Annotated in this window: 15 protein-coding genes and 5 tRNA genes; 10 read left to right on the forward strand and 10 right to left on the reverse strand. The window is 70.0% G+C overall.

Going from position 1 to position 18,897, the window contains the following annotated elements:
* Positions 1-96: 96 nt before the first annotated feature.
* Positions 97-327 (reverse strand): hypothetical protein, encoded by a 231-nt coding sequence (locus tag AC3ETA_RS29370; RefSeq protein ID WP_432195914.1) that lies wholly within the window; start codon positions 325-327, stop codon positions 97-99.
* Between the two features lie 94 nt (positions 328-421).
* Between AC3ETA_RS29370 and AC3ETA_RS29375 the strand changes: the two genes are divergently transcribed.
* Positions 422-1,114: a helix-turn-helix domain-containing protein gene (locus tag AC3ETA_RS29375; RefSeq protein WP_150944913.1), complete on the forward strand. Its 693-nt coding sequence runs from the start codon at positions 422-424 to the stop codon at positions 1,112-1,114.
* Positions 1,111-2,694 (forward strand): site-specific integrase, encoded by a 1,584-nt coding sequence (locus tag AC3ETA_RS29380; RefSeq protein ID WP_150944916.1) that lies wholly within the window; start codon positions 1,111-1,113, stop codon positions 2,692-2,694. The genes AC3ETA_RS29375 and AC3ETA_RS29380 overlap by 4 nt, the downstream gene beginning before the upstream one ends.
* A 40-nt stretch (positions 2,695-2,734) precedes the next feature.
* Here the strand turns inward: AC3ETA_RS29380 and AC3ETA_RS29385 are convergent, their stop codons facing one another.
* The gene (locus AC3ETA_RS29385; RefSeq protein ID WP_432195915.1) at positions 2,735-3,019 is read right to left on the reverse strand and encodes a hypothetical protein; all 285 of its coding nucleotides are present in this window, start codon (positions 3,017-3,019) and stop codon (positions 2,735-2,737) included.
* A 244-nt stretch (positions 3,020-3,263) separates the two neighbouring features.
* Here AC3ETA_RS29385 and AC3ETA_RS29390 point away from each other — a divergent pair, with 244 nt between their 5' ends.
* Positions 3,264-3,746, forward strand: a complete 483-nt coding sequence (locus AC3ETA_RS29390; protein ID WP_150944920.1) for a DUF5994 family protein — start codon at positions 3,264-3,266, stop codon at positions 3,744-3,746.
* Between the two features lie 24 nt (positions 3,747-3,770).
* On the opposite strand, the gene AC3ETA_RS29395 is transcribed toward AC3ETA_RS29390, so the two are convergent.
* The 7 genes from AC3ETA_RS29395 to AC3ETA_RS29425 form a co-directional block, all read right to left on the reverse strand.
* Positions 3,771-4,964 carry a PP2C family protein-serine/threonine phosphatase gene (locus tag AC3ETA_RS29395; protein ID WP_432195916.1) on the reverse strand — a complete coding sequence of 398 codons (1,194 nt, stop codon included), beginning with the start codon at positions 4,962-4,964 and terminating at the stop codon, positions 3,771-3,773.
* Between the two features lie 78 nt (positions 4,965-5,042).
* Positions 5,043-5,543, reverse strand: coding sequence for a DUF5994 family protein (locus AC3ETA_RS29400; RefSeq protein ID WP_432195917.1), 501 nt, complete (start codon positions 5,541-5,543; stop codon positions 5,043-5,045).
* Between the two features lie 103 nt (positions 5,544-5,646).
* Positions 5,647-6,588 (reverse strand): STAS domain-containing protein, encoded by a 942-nt coding sequence (locus AC3ETA_RS29405; RefSeq protein WP_432195918.1) that lies wholly within the window; start codon positions 6,586-6,588, stop codon positions 5,647-5,649.
* A 491-nt stretch (positions 6,589-7,079) separates the two neighbouring features.
* Positions 7,080-7,152, reverse strand: a tRNA-Lys gene (locus tag AC3ETA_RS29410).
* Positions 7,153-7,471: 319 nt separating this feature from the next.
* A complete protein-coding gene (locus tag AC3ETA_RS29415; protein WP_432195919.1) occupies positions 7,472-9,589 on the reverse strand; it encodes a DEAD/DEAH box helicase in 2,118 nt (705 codons plus the stop codon).
* 248 nt (positions 9,590-9,837) lie between these two features.
* Entirely contained in the window at positions 9,838-10,377 is a 540-nt protein-coding gene (locus AC3ETA_RS29420; RefSeq protein WP_432195920.1) for a hypothetical protein, read from the reverse strand.
* Positions 10,378-10,489: 112 nt separating this feature from the next.
* A complete protein-coding gene (locus AC3ETA_RS29425) occupies positions 10,490-10,840 on the reverse strand; it encodes a metallopeptidase family protein (protein WP_432195921.1) in 351 nt (116 codons plus the stop codon).
* A gap of 85 nt (positions 10,841-10,925) precedes the next feature.
* Here AC3ETA_RS29425 and AC3ETA_RS29430 point away from each other — a divergent pair, with 85 nt between their 5' ends.
* From AC3ETA_RS29430 to AC3ETA_RS29460, 7 genes are all read left to right on the forward strand, one after another.
* Positions 10,926-12,497, forward strand: coding sequence for a metallophosphoesterase family protein (locus AC3ETA_RS29430; protein ID WP_432195922.1), 1,572 nt, complete (start codon positions 10,926-10,928; stop codon positions 12,495-12,497).
* Positions 12,498-12,577: 80 nt separating this feature from the next.
* Positions 12,578-12,650 (forward strand) — tRNA-Glu (locus tag AC3ETA_RS29435).
* A gap of 37 nt (positions 12,651-12,687) precedes the next feature.
* Positions 12,688-12,765, forward strand: a tRNA-Asp gene (locus AC3ETA_RS29440).
* A gap of 22 nt (positions 12,766-12,787) precedes the next feature.
* A tRNA-Phe gene (locus AC3ETA_RS29445) sits at positions 12,788-12,861 on the forward strand.
* A gap of 95 nt (positions 12,862-12,956) precedes the next feature.
* Positions 12,957-16,934, forward strand: coding sequence for an ATP-dependent RNA helicase HrpA (gene hrpA / locus AC3ETA_RS29450; RefSeq protein ID WP_432195923.1), 3,978 nt, complete (start codon positions 12,957-12,959; stop codon positions 16,932-16,934).
* Between the two features lie 94 nt (positions 16,935-17,028).
* Positions 17,029-17,103 (forward strand) — tRNA-Asp (locus tag AC3ETA_RS29455).
* A gap of 377 nt (positions 17,104-17,480) precedes the next feature.
* On the forward strand, positions 17,481-17,675 hold the full coding sequence (locus AC3ETA_RS29460) for a DUF6274 family protein (RefSeq protein ID WP_432195924.1): 195 nt from the start codon (positions 17,481-17,483) through the stop codon (positions 17,673-17,675).
* A 537-nt stretch (positions 17,676-18,212) separates the two neighbouring features.
* On the opposite strand, the gene bldC is transcribed toward AC3ETA_RS29460, so the two are convergent.
* Entirely contained in the window at positions 18,213-18,419 is a 207-nt protein-coding gene (bldC, locus tag AC3ETA_RS29465; RefSeq protein ID WP_003949541.1) for a developmental transcriptional regulator BldC, read from the reverse strand.
* Between the last annotated feature and the right edge of the window lie 478 nt (positions 18,420-18,897).

An 18,897-nucleotide genomic window follows, 5' to 3' on the forward strand; every position in this document is an offset into this window, starting at 1 on the left:
ATCGCGAGGGAACACGGACCGTACGTCCACGCCTGGCAACAGTCCAGGGTTTCTGTGTCAGCTCAGCGCAGAATGGCCTGCTACGGTTCCCGGCTGTCATGCGGCCAGGCCCAGCAGGGCCAGGAGGTCTGCGGTCACCACCCGGTAGGCGCTGCCCAGCCGCAGCACCCTGCAGGGGTACTGGCCGCGCTTCGCCAGCTCGTACCCCTTGCTCCGCCCGAGCCCCAGCGCCCGGTTACCTGTCTCCAGGTCAACGGCGGCGGGAAGCTCCAGCAGCTCCTCGCGACTCATGCCCTTCACCCGGCCGACGAGTTCGTTCTCGCGCATGCGCGCTCCATCCATGACTGAGCCCTCGGCGAACACGGCGATCGCGCTCGTCTCCAGGCCATGGAATCAACGGTAGGCAAGTTAATGTGTCTGTATGACACAACGCCGTTTGGATGCTGGAAGGGACAGGGACGAGGACGACGTCCCGGAGTGGGTGGACCAAGTGATGGCCACGGTGGCCGCCGAGGTCCGCAGACGGAGGAAGGAGCTGCGCATGAGCGCCCAGGACCTGGCCGACCGCTGCGAGGAAATCGGCCACCCGATCCCCCGCAACGTGATCGCCAACATGGAGTCCGGCCGCCGCGCCAACCTGCCCCTGGTCGACGTCCTCGTCCTCGCCGAAGCCCTGCGGACCTACCCGATCTGCCTGCTCTACCCCGTCGGCTACGTCGACCGAGTCCAGCGCCTTCCCCTGCAGCACTCCGACCCGACATGGGACGCCATGCGCTGGTTCACCGGCGACATCGAGGACTTCGGCATGGAAGACGACATGCTCCGCTCCTTCCGCGCACACGTCCGCCACCAGCGCGCCGCCCTGGCCGCTCTGAAGGGCGAGAAGCACGAGCGCTGGAAAGCCGAGACAGCACCCAACCAGGCCGAACGCGAGGAAGCCGTACTCGCCCAAGCCGACTACGCAGAGAGGGCGTTGGAAGCCAAGTACCGGCTCCGCAGCGCCCGTGCCTTCATCCGCGAAGACGGCGGCACGCCACCGACCCTGCCGCCGGAACTCGCCGACGTCGACCCACCCGAAACCGACCCCGACACCACCGAGGAAAACGATCTTTGAAGGGTTCCACCCACCGCCGCTGCTACTGCCGCGACCCCCACACCGGCAAGCCGCTCGGCAAGAAGTGCCCGAAACTCTCCAGCCGCAAGCACGGCTCGTACTCCATACGCCAGGAACTCCCACCCCGCGAAGACGGCACCCGCCGCTCCTTCAACCGCGCCGGCTACGACTCCCTGAAGACGGCTCAGGCCGACCTCGACCACGTCCGCGCTCTTCTCGCCCTGGCGGACAAGGATGACCCCGACAGCCTCCAGCGCCTCGTCGCCCTGCTGGAGGAGGTCGCCGCAGAGAAGGCCCCGCTGCCCGCCATCGAGGAGACCCGACGCCGCCTCAGGGCGGGCCTGGCCCTCCGTGGCAGTCTCACCGTCGGCGAGTGGCTCGACCAGTGGTTCGCCGCGAAGAAGCGCCGCAAGACCACGCTCAACGGCTACGCCTCCCACATCCGCGTCCACCTGAAGCCGCGCATCGGGCACGTACGCCTCGACCGCCTCAACGTCGGCCACCTGGTGGAGATGTTCGACGGGATTGCCGACGACAACGAGGTCATCGCGGCCGAGAACGAAGCCCGCCGCGAGCAGATCGCCCGCTGCAAGCCGAGCAAGCCCGGACGACCCGTGGGAGCCGAGCGGAAGCTGCTCGCAGCCGAACGGGCCAGGCTGGCGGAGATGAAGCCGTTCCGGAAGATCACCGGCCCGGCCACCCGGCAGGCGATCCGCCGCACCCTGCGCGCGGCGCTGAATTCCGCGATCGCCCAACAGCTGATCATCTTCAACCCGGCCTCCCACGTCGAGCTGGAGTCCGGCAGGCGCCCCAAGCCCCTCCTCTGGACCGAGGAGCGGGTCCGACGCTGGCGCGAGACGGGCGAGATCCCCGGCGCGGTCATGGTCTGGACCCCGCAGCAGTTCGGCGCCTTCCTGGACGCCGCCGAGGGTGACCGGCTGTACGCGGTCTTCCACCTGATGGGCACCCGCGGCCTCCGTCGCGGCGAGGCGGTCGGCCAGGACTGGCACGAGATCGATCTCGGCGCCGGCCTCATCACTCCGGCCAAGGAGATCGTGGTGGACGGCTGGGACCTCTACGAGTCCGAGCCGAAGACAGACGGCAGCGCGAACACGATCGCGCTCGACAGCATGAACATCGCCGTGCTGCGCGACCACAAGGCCCGCCAGGACAAGGAGCGTGCGGACTGGGGCGGCGCCTGGCAGGACACGGGCAAGGTCTTCACGAAGGAGGACGGCTCCTGGCTCCACCCCGAGACGGTGTCGGAGACCTTCCGCCGTATCCTCGCCACGACCGACCTGCCCCCCATCACCCTGCGGGACCTGCGCCACGTGGCCGCGACGCTCACGCACGGAGGCGGCGGCGACATCCACACGGTGAAGGAGACCCTCCGGCACTCCACCATCACGCTGACCTCGGACACGTACACGAGCCTGCTCCCGGAGCTCGACCGCGAAATCGCTGAGAAGGCAGCGAAGCTGATCCCGCGGTCTCGTCCGGCAGCCGCCGAACCGTCCGCCCCGGCAGCGTTCGATCCGCAGGCCACCGGCACATCCGCCCAGGCATCACACGGGGATTGAAGTCCCGGCCCGAAAAGCAGCGACCGGGCGTGGAGCCGCGTCACTCACTCGGCCTGGGATCACCCCACTCCTCTTCCTCCTCCATGTAACGGATGCCCTCATGGGACAGTGAGACGGTGGCGGGCGTCTTGTGCAACGTCCACTCGACGGTGATCAGGCCCTCGTCGGCCAGGTAGGCGCAGGCTGCGGACAGGTCGTCGTCGGGCAGCCGGAGCGCCTCGCGCAGTGCCGCCCCGCTGCCCTCAGGTCGGTTGCGTTCCATGGCTCCGTAGAGTTGCCGGAGGACGGCCTTGCGGTAGGTCTTGCGTTCACGGAGTGTCGTCATGGCTGGCGCTCTCAGGCTGGTATCCGAGGCTGCTGATGCCGACAGGCAGTCGGCCTTGCGGCCTCGCTCAGAGCCTCCGCCGCCCGGGTGCCCCGCCGCGCAGCCCCTCATGCGGCTTCCCCTCGCTGTATGCGGGCGTCCCGGCGATTCCCGGCGACGCCGATGCTCGCGGTGATGGGGAGTAGCGTGGTCAGAAGCGAGGCGGATCCCGTGTTCGCACCGGATCCCGGACAGGTGGTCCTCCATGACCGGCTCCGACACATCCCCTGGTTCCAGGCACCTGCCGAGCGGTGTGCACCATGCCGTGCGGCCGGGGAGTGCACTGCTCCGGCTGGAGACGACGGCATCGCGCGAAGGCGTCCTCGACGGGGCGTGGTGGCCGCGGTCGCGCGACATCGGTGCCGAGCTGCCCGCGCTGCTGAGCGCCCTCACCGAGCACCTGGGCCCCCTGACCCGCGTCGGGCTGGATGCCACGGCCTGGGAGGGGCTGCCGACCCGGATCGTCGTCGGCGACCACGTGGTACACGTGGACTCCTTCCCGGTGGGTGACGACACGGTCCTGATCACCCGGGGCGACCGGGACCTCTTCTCGCTGCTGGTGGTCCCACCGGACACGCCGCCCGAGGCCGCCCGCGCGGCGATGGCACAGGCCGTCCTGGCCGGCAACGTCAGCGAGGCGGAGCAGATCCTCATCGACACGGGAAGCGGGCAGAGGCCGTCCGGCTGACCCCTGTCGTGGCCGGTGGTGCGGTCAGCCGCGCCACTCCACCAGGAGCAGCGTCGCGTCGTCCGTCGTGTGTCCGCCCCGCGCCCGCTTGAGGGTGTGCGACAGGGAGCGCGCCACCGCCCGGACCCCGCGACCGGTCCTCTCCAGCCGGTTCACCCAGTCGATCAGCTGGTCCTCACCGAACTGCTCCTCGCCCACGGCGTGTTCCTCGATCAGTCCGTCCGTGAAGCAGAGGACGCGGTCTCCGCGCTCCAGGTCCAGCTCGCCGACCTCTGGCTCCGCGCCGCCCATGCCGACCGGGAGGGTCGTGGGGACGTCCAGCCGACACATGACGCGGTGATCGCGCACGAGTATCGGTGGCGGGTGTCCCGCATTGACCCAGTGCATCCGCCCCGTGGCCGTGTCCAGCCGCATCATCTGGGCGGTGACGAAGTGGTCCGGGCCGAACTGGTGTACCACGGCGACGTCCATGGCGGCGTAGATCTCCGACAGGCCGGTGCCGAGGCGGCGGGCGTGACGGTAGGCGCCGATGGCCACGGTGGCCATGGTGGCCGCTCCCAGGCCGTGCCCCATCGCGTCGATCATGGCCACGTGGAGGATGTCGCCGTTGAGCGCGTAGTCGAAGCTGTCGCCCGCCACGTCGTAGGCGGGCTCCAGGATCCCGGCCACGGCGACCCGCGGCATGACCATGGCCAGAGGCGGCAGCAGGGACCACTGGATCTCGGCGGCGACGCTCATCGACTCACCGCGGCGGGTGGAGAAGAACAGGTCGGAGTAGCCGTGCTTGGTCACGAGCAGGTCGGCAACCAGGCCGGAGAGCCTGGCCAGCAGCCGCCGGTCGTCGTCATCGACCCGGTCCAGCGTCACGGCCATGACGCCCACCTGGTCGCCGCCGTCCAGCAGCGGCAGGTAGACCCGTACGCCGTCGGCCTCGGGCAGCTCGACGGGCTGGGCGTCGAGAAAGCACCGGCCCGCGACGGAAGCGTCGATGTCCTGCGGATCCCCGCCCGTGAGACCCTCACCGCGCAGAGGTACGAGCAGCAACTGGCCGTAGTCCTGGAGCAGCACCTGCGGACGGCGGCCCCCCAGCCGCTCCACGACGTCGGCGACCAGCGGTCCGATGAGGTGGGGCGGGAGCTCGTGCGCCCGGTCGAGAACCGCCCCCAGAAGCGCTTCCCCGAAGCTCTCGGAGCGGTCCGTGCCCGGTTCGGCCGTCATCCCGCTCACCCGCTGTGATCCACATGGACACCGGCGGCGGGGTCGGCCGGCGAAAGGACTACCCGTCCCATCACTCCATCATGGGCCGTGCTGTTCCCATGCGCCCTCCCGACCGAAGCCGTCCTCGACATGTGCCAAGGTGCGCTGAGCCGACAGCGGATTCCACGGATCGGCGGCGGCGGTCAGCAGGCGTTCGGCGGTTCCGGCCGGCTCGTCGGGCGGGACGACCAGCAGCTCCCAGCGCCCCAGGGTGCCGCAGTCCAGGGTGATGGCATGCTCCTCGGCGGTGGCGTCGCTCAGGACGACCTCGATCACGTGGTCCGGCGCCGACACGGTCAGTGGCGCGTCAGGCCAGGCCGCAGCGCCGACCGTGACGCGGGTGACCGTGCCACGGCCGGGGTCGAGCGAGCCCACGAGCGCGGGCAGCTCCAGTTCCAGGGCGTCGCAACGCGGCCACCACGCTCCGTCCAGCGGGCCGTCGCTGGCCTCCGGCGTGAGCCTCAGCCGGGCCAGCGGCATCCTGTACGTGTGCGCGTCACTCGGCGGCCGGTCTCCTGCGGGCGGTGTGGGGGAGTCCATCGTGCGATCCCGTCCGGGCGGCCTGGAGCTGCCCTCGTTCGCCACTCGCCGGGAACGGCGCTGTCCTGATCACGCGCCCGACATGCTCTCGGTGTCTTCAAGGCTACGCCCGGCTTGGAACGGCGGCCCGAGGCGCAGGCAGCGAAGATCCGCTCTCCCGGAACAGGGTCAGCACGCAAGGAGCGCCCCGACCGGGCAGCCCGACCATCTCCCCGTGGTTCCGCCAGCCCCACGAGTCGTAGGCGGCTTGTCCGGCCCGGTCGGCAGGAATCAGCAAGGCCACTCCGAGCTCGGTGCGCTCATCGGCCAGCAGACGCTGTTGCAGACGGCGGCCGATGTCGCGGCGCTGTGGGTGCTGGTGCGCCACGACCTGAGTGAGGAGCAGGAACCGGGCACAGCCGGTGAGCCGTTGGACGCTCTCCTGCAACCCCTGCTCGGACCGGCTGACGGGACTCACCGGAAACCCGAAGACGCACCCCACCAACACCGTCGTCTCGGCCACCAGCAGCGCGAAACCAGGCCGTCGGGCGCTGAGGGCAAGCCGCCGCAGGAAGTCGTCCCGCATGAAGGGCCCGGCCACGGCCAGGTCGGCGATGTCCTCGCTCATCCCCTCCACCTGCCGGCGAGTCAGCCTGCGCAGGCGGATCCCGTCCTTGACGACCGGCGCACCGGCGCGGTCGCCGGACATCTGCGTCCCGCCGGCCGACGGACCCGCCGCGGACGTGTCCAGCAGATCGCGGAGCAGGGCCGCGGAGCCGGTGAAGGCGAGGAGCCGGGTGATCTGCGCGCACGGATGGTGCAGGTGCAGGCAGGCGTGCACGCGGCCGGCATGCCGTGACGCCGTCAGGAAGACGTCCAGGCCCTTGGCGTCACAGGAGCCGACCGTGGTGAGATCGACGTCGATGGCGGTCATGCCGTCGCGCAGGCACTGCTCCAGCGCGGCCCGCAGCAGGGGCGCCGAGGCCGGCCAGATGTCGCCGACGAGCGTGACGAGGGCCCGCTCCCCCCGGTCACGCCGGTGGATGTCCAGGCGCTGCACGGCCATCACCCCGCCCTTCGGCAGGGAAACGCAACGACCAGGGAAGGGTGCGGAGTTGTTGTGATCGCGGCGGGCATGATTGCCGACCCGTCTCCGCACCGCCGCTCGGACGGCCCGGGGTTCGTCTCTCGCCGAGGACGACCCGGCAGGACGGCCGGAGTGCGTGATGCCCTCGGTATCTCCACCGTACGCCGCCGGCCGACTCGACCCGCAGCACCGGACGGGCTCACCCGTAAGGCCCGTAAGGAGCGCACCGCCTGCCGAGGCTCATGGAGACATCCGGGGCAGACGGCCCACTCGTGGGGCACACTGCCGTACCTCACGCCCGCCGGGTATCCGCTGAGGGCGGTCTCACACAAAACCGCCGCAGGTGGCCGCGCTTCCCGCTCACGCATCGCTCACGCAGGAGCCCGGAAACGAAGCAGCGTCCGAGCCAGCTGACGCCGGCTCGGACGCTGCGTAGCAGGTCAGGGGCCATATCCCCCGCCTACCAGCCGTAGGCCCTGTGGGACTCGAACCCACAACCAATGGATTAAAAGTCCACTGCTCTGCCAATTGAGCTAAGGGCCCAGGCGATGTTGCCCCCACGAGCATAGCCGGACGTGGCGGTGTCTCCGATCGGGTATCGGGGTCACGGCCGCGTCGGCGGTGGCGCGGGTGCCGAAACGAGCCCTCGCGCACCGAAGTACTACAGGTCCTTGGCCGGGGACTTCCACAGCGGCACACCACTCGGCCCAGGTCAGCCGTCGCCGGCCGGCGGTGTTCCCGACAACCGCCCCTCAGGCGGCCGTAGTCGAAAGGACGCGGTTGCCGCACCGTCGTCCCCCGACACGCGAAGGGCCCGTACGACCGGAGTCGTACGGGCCCTTCAGGATCGGCTCAGCAGGCGTCAGCCGTTGCGCTTCCAGCGCGGCTTGTCGTCGCGGCGCCCGAAGGAGCCACCGCCGCGGTGGTCGTCACGACGGCCGTAGGGGCGGTCGTGACCGCCGGCGCGGAAGCCGGGGCGGTCGTCGCGGCGGTCGCGGTTGAAGGGACGGTCGCTGCCCCGGTGACCGCCACGCTCGTCACGGCGCTCGTAGGAACGGCCGGCCGGACGGTCGTCGCGGCGGAAGCCGCCACGGTCGTTGTCCCGGCGCTCGAAGGAACGGCCACCACGGTCACGGTCGAAGGAACGCCCGCCACGGTCGCCGTCGAAGGAACGGCCACCGCGCTCACCGCGGTCGTCACGGCGGAAGCCGCCACGGTCGTTGTCGCGACGCTCGAAGGAACGGCCGCCACGGTCACGGTCGAAGGAACGCCCACCGCGGTCACCGCGGTCGTCACGGCGGAAGCCGCCACGGTCGCCGTCCCGGTCCCGGCGCTCGAAGCCACGGTCACCGCGGTCGTCGCGGCGGAAGCCGCCACGGTCGTTGTCCCGGCGCTCGAAGGAACGGCCACCACGGTCACGGTCGAAGGAACGCTCACGGTCCCGGTTGAAGCCACCGCGCTCGCCGCGCGGACGCTCGCTCCGCTCGACGTCCTGCGCCGCGGGCTGCTCGGGCACGGCCACCTCGACGGTCTCGGCGGACTCGACCGCCGCCGCCTGCGCCTCGGCCACCGCGGTCTCCGGGTCCTCGCCACGCTCACGCGCCGCGCGGGCCACGAGGCGGTCGGACTCCTCGCGCAGCTCGACGGCACGGCGCTGCGCCCGCTCCAGCTGCTTGGTGAGCTGGGCGACCTCGCGCTCGGCCTGCTGAGCGGCGTTGCCGGCCGACTCGGCCTGCACCTCGGTCATCGAACGGGCGCCGGTGATGTCGGCGACCTCCGGGTCGAACGCGGCACCGCCCTGGATGATGTGGCGCGAGGCGTCGACGCCCGCGTCCTCCATCAGCCGGAAGATCTGGCGGCGCTGGTGCGGGAGGGAGAGCGAGACGACCGTGCCGGTGCGGCCGGCGCGGGCCGTACGCCCGGCGCGGTGCAGGTAGTCCTTGTGGTCACCGGCCGGGTCCACGTTCAGGACGAGGTCGATGCCGTCGACGTGGATGCCGCGCGCCGCGACGTCGGTCGCGACGAGGACGTTGACGTAACCGTCCTTGAAGTCGGCCAGCGTCCGGGTGCGCGCACCCTGCGTCATGCCGCCGTGCAGCGCGTCGGCCTTCGCGCCTGCGTCGCGCAGCTGCTCGGCGACGCGGTCGGCGCCCAGCTGGGTGCGGACGAAGATGATGGTGCGGCCCTTGCGGGAGGCGATCGCGGCGGTGACCGGCGCCTTGTCCTTGGGCTTCACGACCAGGATGTGGTGCGACATGGTCGTCACCGCGCCCTGGGCGGCGTCGACCTCGTGGCTGACCGGCTCGTTCAGGTAGCGGTCGACGAGGGTCTGGATCTCGTTCTCCATGGTCGCGGAGAACAGCATCCGCTGACCGCCCGCCGGAACCTGGTCGAGCAGCTCGGTGACCTCGGGCAGGAAGCCCAGGTCGGACATCTGGTCGGCCTCGTCGAGCACGGCGACCTCGACGTCCTCGAGGGAGCAGGCGCCGCGGTTGATGATGTCGCGGAGGCGACCCGGGGTGGCGACGAGGACGTCGACGCCGCGCTCCAGGGCGTAGATCTGGTTGCCCATCGACGTACCGCCGCAGACGACCTTCATCTTCAGGCCGAGCTGGTCGCCGTAGGGCTGGAGGGCGTCCGCGACCTGCATCGCGAGCTCACGGGTCGGGGTGAGGATGACGGCGCGCGGCTTGTGCTTCTCGGTGCGGCCGCCGGAGAGGCGGGCCAGCGTCGGCAGGCCGAACGACAGCGTCTTGCCGGAGCCGGTGCGACCGCGGCCCAGGATGTCCTTGCCGGCCAGGGCGTCCGGGATGGTCGCGGCCTGGATCGGGAAGGGGGTGGTCACGCCGTTCTGCGCGAGCTTGCGCACGACGCCCTCGGGCAGACCGAGGTCCGCGAAGGTGATCTCGGGGGCGGTCGTCTCGTCGTTGTTCTCGCCGTTCTCGGGCACGACGACGTGATCAGTACTGGAAATGGACATGCGTAAGCGAAACCTTCCGGAGTCTCGTCGGCACGCGCCCGTCAACTCCGTGATTCGCATTACGACCGCCTCAATGCGGTCCGCCACGGCAAGGGAGAGTACGCGCCACACGGCGCGCTCTGCGTTGGCGCCGGGCAAATGGGATCAAACGATCTACCACCATACGCACCCCCATCCCCCCAAGGCAAACCGACCGAGGCCGGTGTAGGCAACGTCACTCAAGACGACATCGCCCCGCCCCCCGAACCTCACGCCGGCGACCCCGCGGCCGGCGCCGGCTCCCGCTGCCCCAGCTGCGGCCCGGTCTCCTCGTGCGCCGAGGACGAGGGCTCGGCCTGCGTGGGCGTCGGCGTGGCGGTCGTCGGCTCCTCGGTGGGCGTCGGCTCCGGTTCCACCGTACGGGTGGGCGACGGCTCGGCCGTCCGCGTCGGACCCGGCTTCTCGCTCTGCCCCGGCTTCGGCGGCCGGTCACCACCCGCGGGCGCGGACGCGCTCGCCCCGGCCGACGGGGAGGCCTCGGGAGACGCCGACTTCCCGGCCTTCTTCTCGTCCTTGCCCTTGTCCTTCGACTTGTCCGGCTTGCCGTCCTGGCCGTGCGCGCCGTAGCCGGAGCCGTCCCCGGACACGGCCGAACCCCCGTCGGGTGCCTCACCACCGCGCTGCCCCGCGGAGTGCGACGGCTTCGCGTTCCCGCCGCCGGCATCGTCGCCCACACTCATGCAGCCGGCGGCAGCGGCGACGGCCACCACCGTGGCGGCCAGACGGACAGGTACGTACAAAGGGCGCACGGGGGCCACCTCCAGTGGCGGGCGAAGAAGTCAACCTGCCCAACTCCCGCCACCTGCAAGAGGACACGCGCCCCGCGACACGGTCCGGCCACGCGCCCCGGACGGCCCCGACTCACCCGTAGCCGAGTGCGTGCAGGCGCTCGTCGTCGATCCCGAAGTGATGCGCGATCTCGTGCACCACGGTCACCTCGGTCTCCTCGACGACCTCCGCCCGCGACGCGCACATCCGCAGTGTCGGCCCCCGGTAGATCGTGATCCGGTCCGGCAGCACCCCGGCGTACCACTCCCCGCGATCGGTGAGCGGAGTCCCCTCGTACAACCCGAGCAGCTCGGGGTCGTCCGCGGGCGGTTCGTCCTCGACGAACACCGCGACGTTGTCCATCAGCCGTGTCAGCTCCGGCGGAATCCGGTCCAACGCCTCGGCGACCAGTTCCTCGAACTCCTCGCGCGTCATCTCCAGCACACGCCCATTGTCGGGTACGACCCGTCCGGGAAGGAGCCGCCAACGGCCCCGCATATCCAGCGGCGCACTTGGGCATACGGGACCAATGGCCCGCGTCCCCGCCGCAGTCATGAAGGTTCTCGCCCACGTCCCCAGGGCCCCGCGCGCCCTCGCCCGCCGCTACTCGACCCGCCGCCCGCTGCCCACACCGGAGCTCGTCACCCAGCCCCACCCGTGGACACGCGCCCTCGGCCTGCTCACCGTCGTCCTCCTCGGCGCCTGGCTCGGCCTGCTGATCGTCGGCAACGTACGCGCCCCGGTCGGCCCCATGAACACCACGATGACCCTGCGCCCCTCCCTCACCGGCGGCACGAAGATCAACGTCTCCCCGCTGGGCGCCCTCACCCTCGACAGCCACATCGCGCCCGTCCGGCTGGACGTCAACGTCGACCAGCTCGACCCGGAGCGCGCCCAGGCCCTGGTCGACCACCCCGAGCGGCTCTCCGGCCTCCAGGACGAGGTCGCGCAGGACGTCGCCCACGGCACCCGCGACCTCGCCGTGCGCAGTTGCGTGGCCGTCGTCACCGGCGCCGCGGCCCTCGGCCTCGCGGTCTACCGCTGCCCCCGCCGCGCCCTGGCCGCCGGCGGCATGGCCCTGACCCTGCTGGCCGCCTCGGGCGGCACGGCGTACGCGACCTGGAACCCCGAGTCCGTTCTGGAGCCGAAGTTCTCCGGCCTGCTCTCCTCCGCGCCGTCCCTGGTCGGCAACGCGCGCAGCATCGTCACCGAATTCGACGTCTACCAGAAGGAGTTGGCCCGCCTGGTCACCAACGTGACCAAGCTCTACGACGCCACCTCCACCCTCCCCGCCTACGCCCCGGACCCGAGCACCATCCGGGTCCTGCACGTGTCCGACATCCACCTCAACCCGGCGAGCTGGAAGATCATCGCCTCGCTGGTGAGCCAGTACAAGGTCAACGTGATCGTCGACTCGGGCGACACCATGGACCACGGCACGGCCGCCGAGAACGGCTTCCTCGACCCCGTCCAGGACCTCGGCGCCCCCTACGTCTGGGTGCGCGGCAACCACGACTCCCGGCTGACCCAGCGCTACCTGGAGGGCCTCAAGAACGTCCACGTCCTCGACGACGGCAAGGCCCGCACCATCGCCGGCCTGCGCTTCGCCGGCATCGGCGACCCCCAGTTCACCCCCGACCGCTCCCAGGTCGCCGGCGGCGACGCAGCCAACGAGCTCGCGGGCGCCCGCCTGGCCACGGCCCTGCGCGACCAGCGGGCCGCCGGCACCCCCGTCGACGTGGCCGTCGCCCACGAACCGGTGGCCGTGCGCCAGACCGACGGCGAGGTCCCGCTGGCCCTGGCCGGCCACCTCCACCACCAGGAGATGGAGGTCCTGCGGTACGGCACCCGGCTGCGCCTGGAGGGCTCCACCGGCGGCAGCGGTCTGCGCGCGGTCGAGGGCAAGCACCCCGACCCCATCCAGACGTCGATCCTCTACTTCGACCGCGGCACCCGCCGCCTCCAGGCTTGGGACGAGATCGAACTGGGCGGCCTGGGCCTGACCACCGCCGAGGTGCGGCGCCACCTGGTGGAGGAGAACCAGCCGGGCGCGACGGACTCCCCGAGCCCGACCGGCTCGTCCCCCAGCGCCTCCCCGTAAACCGTTTTGGCGATACCTCCCGCCATCCCATATGCTTCTCACGTCCCCGACGCGCTGAGAGGCGCCCAGGCGGGCCGATAGCCCTCATCGTCTAGCGGCCTAGGACGCCGCCCTTTCAAGGCGGTAGCACGGGTTCGAATCCCGTTGGGGGCACGCAGTACGGTGTGCGACACTGTCGTACGCAAAGCAAGGTCCTGTGGAGCAGTTTGGAGTGCTCGCCACCCTGTCAAGGTGGAGGCCGCGGGTTCAAATCCCGTCAGGACCGCCAAGGCTTCGAAAGAAGCCTTGATGGCTGGGTAGCTCAGTTGGTACGAGCGATCGCCTGAAAAGCGATAGGTCGCCGGTTCGACCCCGGCCCCAGCCACAGTCAAGGCCCCGATCCCCGGATCGGGGCCTTTCTGCTGGGTGCCACAAAAGCGTTCGCCACGGATTTCGCCGGGATGAGATCCTGGGTCCCGTATGTCTACGCACCCCGCCCCCGCCCTCGGCCCCCTGGCCCCCCGCCTGAACGAGCTGTCGCTGCGCGACGCGCACCGGCTCGGTCGGCGGCTCGAAGGTGCCCGCAAGATCCGTAAGCCGGAGGCGCGGGCCGCCGTGCTCGCGGAGATCGAGGCGGAGGTCGCCAAGGGCGAGGAGCGCATCGCCACCCGGCGCACCCGTCTCCCGGCCGTCACCTATCCCGAGCAGCTGCCGGTCAGCCAGAAGAAGGACGAGATCGCGGCGGCCATCCGCGATCACCAGGTCGTGATCGTCGCCGGTGAGACCGGTTCCGGCAAGACGACCCAGATCCCGAAGATCTGTCTGGAGCTCGGGCGCGGGGTCAGGGGCATGATCGGGCACACCCAGCCCCGCCGTATCGCGGCCCGCACGGTCGCCGAGCGCGTCGCGGAGGAGCTGGACACGCCGCTGGGCGAGTCCGTGGGCTGGAAGGTGCGCTTCACCGACCAGGTGAATCCCGACGGCACCTTCATCAAGCTGATGACGGACGGCATCCTGCTCGCCGAGATCCAGACCGACCGCGAGCTGCGCGCCTACGACACGATCATCATCGACGAGGCCCACGAGCGGTCCCTCAACATCGACTTCCTGCTGGGATATCTCGCGCAGTTGCTGCCCAAGCGGCCCGATCTCAAGGTCGTCATCACCTCCGCGACCATCGACCCCGAGCGGTTCTCCCGGCACTTCGGGGACGCGCCGATCGTCGAGGTCAGCGGGCGGACGTATCCGGTGGAGGTGCGCTACCGGCCGCTGCTGGAGGAGGACTCCGAGGACGCCGACCGCGATCAGATCACCGCGATCTGCGATGCCGTCGAGGAGCTCCAGGGCGAGGGCAAGGGCGACATCCTGGTCTTCCTCTCGGGAGAGCGGGAGATCAGGGACACGGCCGACGCGCTCGTGAAGAGGAACTACCGCTTCACCGAGGTCCTCCCGCTCTACGCCCGTCTCTCGCACGCCGAGCAGCACCGGGTCTTCCAGCAGCACACCGGCCGCAGGATCGTTCTGGCGACCAACGTCGCCGAGACCTCCCTCACGGTGCCCGGGATCAAGTACGTCATCGACCCCGGCTTCGCCCGGATCAGCCGCTACAGCCACCGCACCAAGGTGCAGCGGCTGCCCATCGAGCCCGTCTCGCAGGCCAGCGCCAACCAGCGCAAGGGCCGCTGCGGCCGCACCAGCGACGGCATCTGCATCCGGCTGTACTCCGAGGACGACTTCGTCGCCCGCCCGGAGTTCACGGACGCGGAGATCCTCCGTACGAACCTCGCCTCCGTCATCCTCCAGATGACCGCTGCCGGGCTCGGCGACATCGAGAAGTTCCCCTTCATCGACCCGCCGGACCACCGCAACATCCGCGACGGCGTCCAGCTCCTGCAGGAGCTGGGCGCGATCGACCCGGCCGAGAAGGACGTACGCAAGCGGCTCACGCAGACCGGCCGCAAGCTCGCCCAGCTGCCCGTCGACCCGCGCCTCGCCCGCATGGTCCTGGAGGCCGACAGGAACGGCTGCGTCCGCGAGGTCATGGTCATAGCGGCGGCGCTGTCCATCCAGGACCCGCGCGAGCGGCCGGCCGACAAACAGGCCCAGGCCGACCAGCAGCACGCCCGCTTCAAGGACGAGACGAGCGACTTCCTCGCCTTCCTCAACCTGTGGCGCTACGTCCGCGAGCAGCAGCGCGAGCGGGGCTCGTCGTCGTTCCGCCGGATGTGCAAGCAGGAGTACCTCAACTTCCTGCGCATTCGCGAATGGCAGGACATCTACACGCAGTTGCGCACGGTCGCCAAGCAGATGGGCATCCACCTCAACGAGGACGACGCCCCCGACGACCGGGTCCACGTCTCCCTCCTCGCCGGCCTGCTGTCCCACATCGGGATGAAGGACGTGAAGGAGTCCAAGGACTCCGGCCCCGGCGCGCGCAAGGACGGCGGACGCAACGAGTACATCGGTGCCCGCAACGCGAAGTTCGCGATCTTCCCGGGCTCGTCCCTGTTCAGGAAGCCCCCGCGCTTCGTGATGTCCGCCGAGCTCGTCGAGACCTCCCGCCTCTGGGCCCGCGTCAACGCGAAGATCGAGCCCGAGTGGGTCGAACCGCTCGCCGAGCACCTCCTGAAGCGCACGTACTCCGAGCCGCACTGGGAGAAGGACCAGGCGGCGGTGATGGCGTACGAGAAGGTCACCCTGTACGGCGTCCCGATCGTCGCCCAGCGCAAGGTCAACTACGGCCGGATCGACCCGGAGGCCAGCCGCGAGCTGTTCATCCGCAACGCCCTGGTCGAGGGCGACTGGCGCACGCACCACAAGTTCTTCGCCGACAACCGCAAGCTGCTGAGCGAGGTCGAGGAACTCGAACACCGGGCCCGGCGCCGGGACATCGTCGTCGACGACGAGACGCTGTTCGACTTCTACGACGCCCGGGTGCCCGAACACGTCGTCTCCGGGGCCCACTTCGACTCCTGGTGGAAGCGCAAGCGGCACGAGGAGCCGGAGTTCCTGGACTTCGAGCGCGAGATGCTCATCCGGGAGTCGGCGGAGGCGGTCACCAAGGCCGACTACCCCGACTCCTGGCGGCAGGGACAGCTCAAGTTCCGCGTGACGTACCAGTTCGAGCCGGGTGCGGACGCGGACGGTGTGACCGTCCACCTCCCGCTCCAGGTCCTCAACCAGGTCACCGACGAGGGCTTCGACTGGCAGATCCCGGGCCTCAGGGAGGAGCTGGTGACGGAGCTGATCCGTTCCCTCCCCAAGCCGATCCGCCGCAACTACGTGCCGGCCCCGAACTTCGCCAAACGGTTCCTGGACACCGCGGCCCCCTTGCAGGAACCGCTGACGGTGACCATGGCGCGCGAGCTGAAGCGCATGGTGGGCGTGCCCTTCGAGGCGGACGACTTCGACTGGGCGAGGGTCCCGGACCATCTGCGGATCACCTTCCGCATCGTCGACGAGCGGCGTCGCAAGCTGGCCGAGGACAAGGACCTGGAGAGCCTGCAGCTCCGGATGAAGCCGAAGGCGCGCAAGGCCCTCTCGCAGGCCGCGGCGGCCACCGCCTCCCGCGAGGGCGGGGAGTCCCTGGAGCGCAAGGGCCTGACCGACTGGTCCATCGGCACGCTCACCCGCGTCTTCGAGACCCGCCGCGCCGGCCAGCCGGTCAAGGCGTACCCGGCGCTGGTGGACGACGGCGACACGGTGTCGGTCCGCCTCTTCGACACCGAGGCCGAGCAGCAGCAGGCGATGTGGAAGGGCACCCGCCGGCTGATCCTGCGCAACATCCCGGTCAACCCGGCGAAGTTCGCCTCGGAGAAGCTGACCAACGCCCAGAAGCTCGCCCTGTCCGCCAACCCCCACGGCTCGATCCAGGGCCTGTTCGACGACTGCGCGATGGCGGCGGCGGACAAGCTGATCGGGGACTTCGGGGGACCGGCGTGGGACGAGGAGTCGCACCGCAAGCTCTACGACAAGGTGCGTGCCGAGATCGTCGACACGACGGTCCGTGCGGTGGGCCAGGTGCAGCAGGTCCTCGCCGCGTGGCAGGCCGCGGAGCGCCGTCTGAACGCCGTACGCAGCCCCGCGCTGCTGGCGAACCTCACGGATGTGCGGGGGCAGCTGGACGGGCTTGTGAAGCCCGGTTTCGTGACGGAGGCGGGGCTGCGGCGCCTGCCCGACCTGATGCGCTACCTGATCGCGGTGGACCGCCGGCTCCAGCAGATGCCGACGAACGTCCAGCGGGACACCACGCGCATGGAGAAGGTCCACGAGATGCGCGACGAGTACGCCTGGCTGCTGGAGCAGATGCCGCAGGGGCGTCCGGTACCGCAGCAGGTCCTCGACGTGCGCTGGATGCTGGAGGAGCTCCGCGTCAGCTACTTCGCCCACGCGCTCGGCACCGCGTACCCGATCTCGGACAAGCGGATCGTGAAGACGATCGACGCGCTGGCGCCGTAACAGACTGTTTACGCTAGGTGAGTTCGACCAGGGGGCTCAGGCTCCTGTACAGTCTCTTCTCGCAGCGCAACGCACGAATCGCGCAGCGAAACCAGGTCCTGTGGAGCAGTTTGGAGTGCTCGCCACCCTGTCAAGGTGGAGGCCGCGGGTTCAAATCCCGTCAGGACCGCAGCGAGAGTGAAGGGCCCGCATCCGGCAAGGACGCGGGCCTTTCCACATGCCCGCACCACACCCACCCACCACCCTGCCGAGGCGGAGGCCGCGCCCGCGGCGCAGCCGCAATCGGATACAGCAAATCCCGTCAGGACCGCAGCGAGAGTGAAGGGCCCGCATCCGGCAAGGACGCGGGCCCTTCCTCACGGTGCGAGGGATGGGGGCCCTTCTTCGTCCCTGTCTCTCCATGATGCGGACGCTTCCTCGCCCCGTCCTGCCCCGGCCGCGGGCCCTTCCCGTGTTCGAGTGGCCCGCAGGCCGCCTTGACGGAGTCACATTCGCTAGGTACCCAGAAATCAGGGCCCTTCCTCGCGTGGCCCCTGGAGGTGGGACATGGCGGCAACCGCTAGGCACGAGACGCGGGCCCTGCTCCGCGCGCACCTGTCGGCCGCCAGCTCCTATCGACATCGCACGCGACACTGCCCGATCTGCCACCGCCTGCTGCGGCTCGCGATGGACTCGGGGACGCGCGCCTACCAGCCGGCTCCGGACGAGGTCACGGGGGACGAGGCCCCGTCCTCGACATGAGCGTCGGCCACTCAACTCCCGTCCGGCCGTGGGCCGCTGGAGCGTGCGCCTCCCTTTAGCGCACATAGGCCGGAGGCAACAAGCACTGTGGCATGTGACGGGAGTCACCGCATAAGTTTCCTGGGGGGTAGGTCTTACACCCCTCCTGCAACTGGTCAATTTAATATGTGCAATTGCACCAGCATCCGCGCTGGTTTCGGGCCTCGTCCGGCGCCCACCCACCCCTCTCCGGGCGGGTACACAGCTCACACGCGGCGGACACCCAGAGTGAGCGCACCGGAGATCCGACAGGCCTCCCCAGACTCCGACAAGCCCACTCACAGGGCCACCGGCCGGCGCACACTCCGCGCACAAAAAAGATCGCGCTGGACCCGGCGGAGTCCAGCGCGATCTACGACGCACCCTTGTTGCGTGCCTGAAGTGTTCTGTCGGCTTGGGCGTGGGCTCTGTTGGGGCAGGACCCGCGTCGCTTGGAGCTAGGGCCCGGACGCTACGGCGAGTTGGGGGAACCGCCGGTTTGTCCGGTTATGAAGCTGTTCAGGCCTCGCTGCGCTGCTGCGGAATACCCGCGAGCAGAGCGCGGACCTCAGCCTCGCGGTAACGGCGGTGACCGCCGAGCGTACGGATGGAAGTGAGCTTCCCGGCCTTCGCCCACCGCGTGACCGTCTTGGGGTCGACGCGGAACATCGTGGCGACCTCAGCCGGGGTCAGCAGCGGCTCGGCATCAGGGGTGCGAGCGGTCATGAGCGGCCTCCTCGGGAGAACCGAACCTTCTCGGTTCTTTCCTCTAAATTCTGCACCTTGACCCGCGTTGCCCGAAATGGCGGACGCGAGTCGAGTCGGTTATAGGACGAACGGCTTGTCCTCGGCACTACAACTACACCATCTGTCCAGCCGCGTCGGCCAAACCGATGGAATTGCCCTCCCAGGTGTTCATCAGCGACGGATGCCGATGGACCATGCCATAGCGGACAGTCACGCCACTGTGACGATCAGTCACAGTGGCGTGCAGGAGTCCCAAGACCCCCCAAAGCGTGCAATGTCGAGATGGAGTCCTCCCCGGACTCCTTGTCCTATTTTGGCACGAGGGGGGGTTAGGGACGCAAGAGCCGCGTACGTGCATTCCGTCACGCTTGCGGCCGTTGACGCACCCTTGATGCATACGCCCGGATCGGGACCTACGTCCCTTGTTGACGAGGCATCAAGAACCTCAGAACCAGCA

The organism is Streptomyces sp. bgisy027 (genome assembly GCF_057710365.1).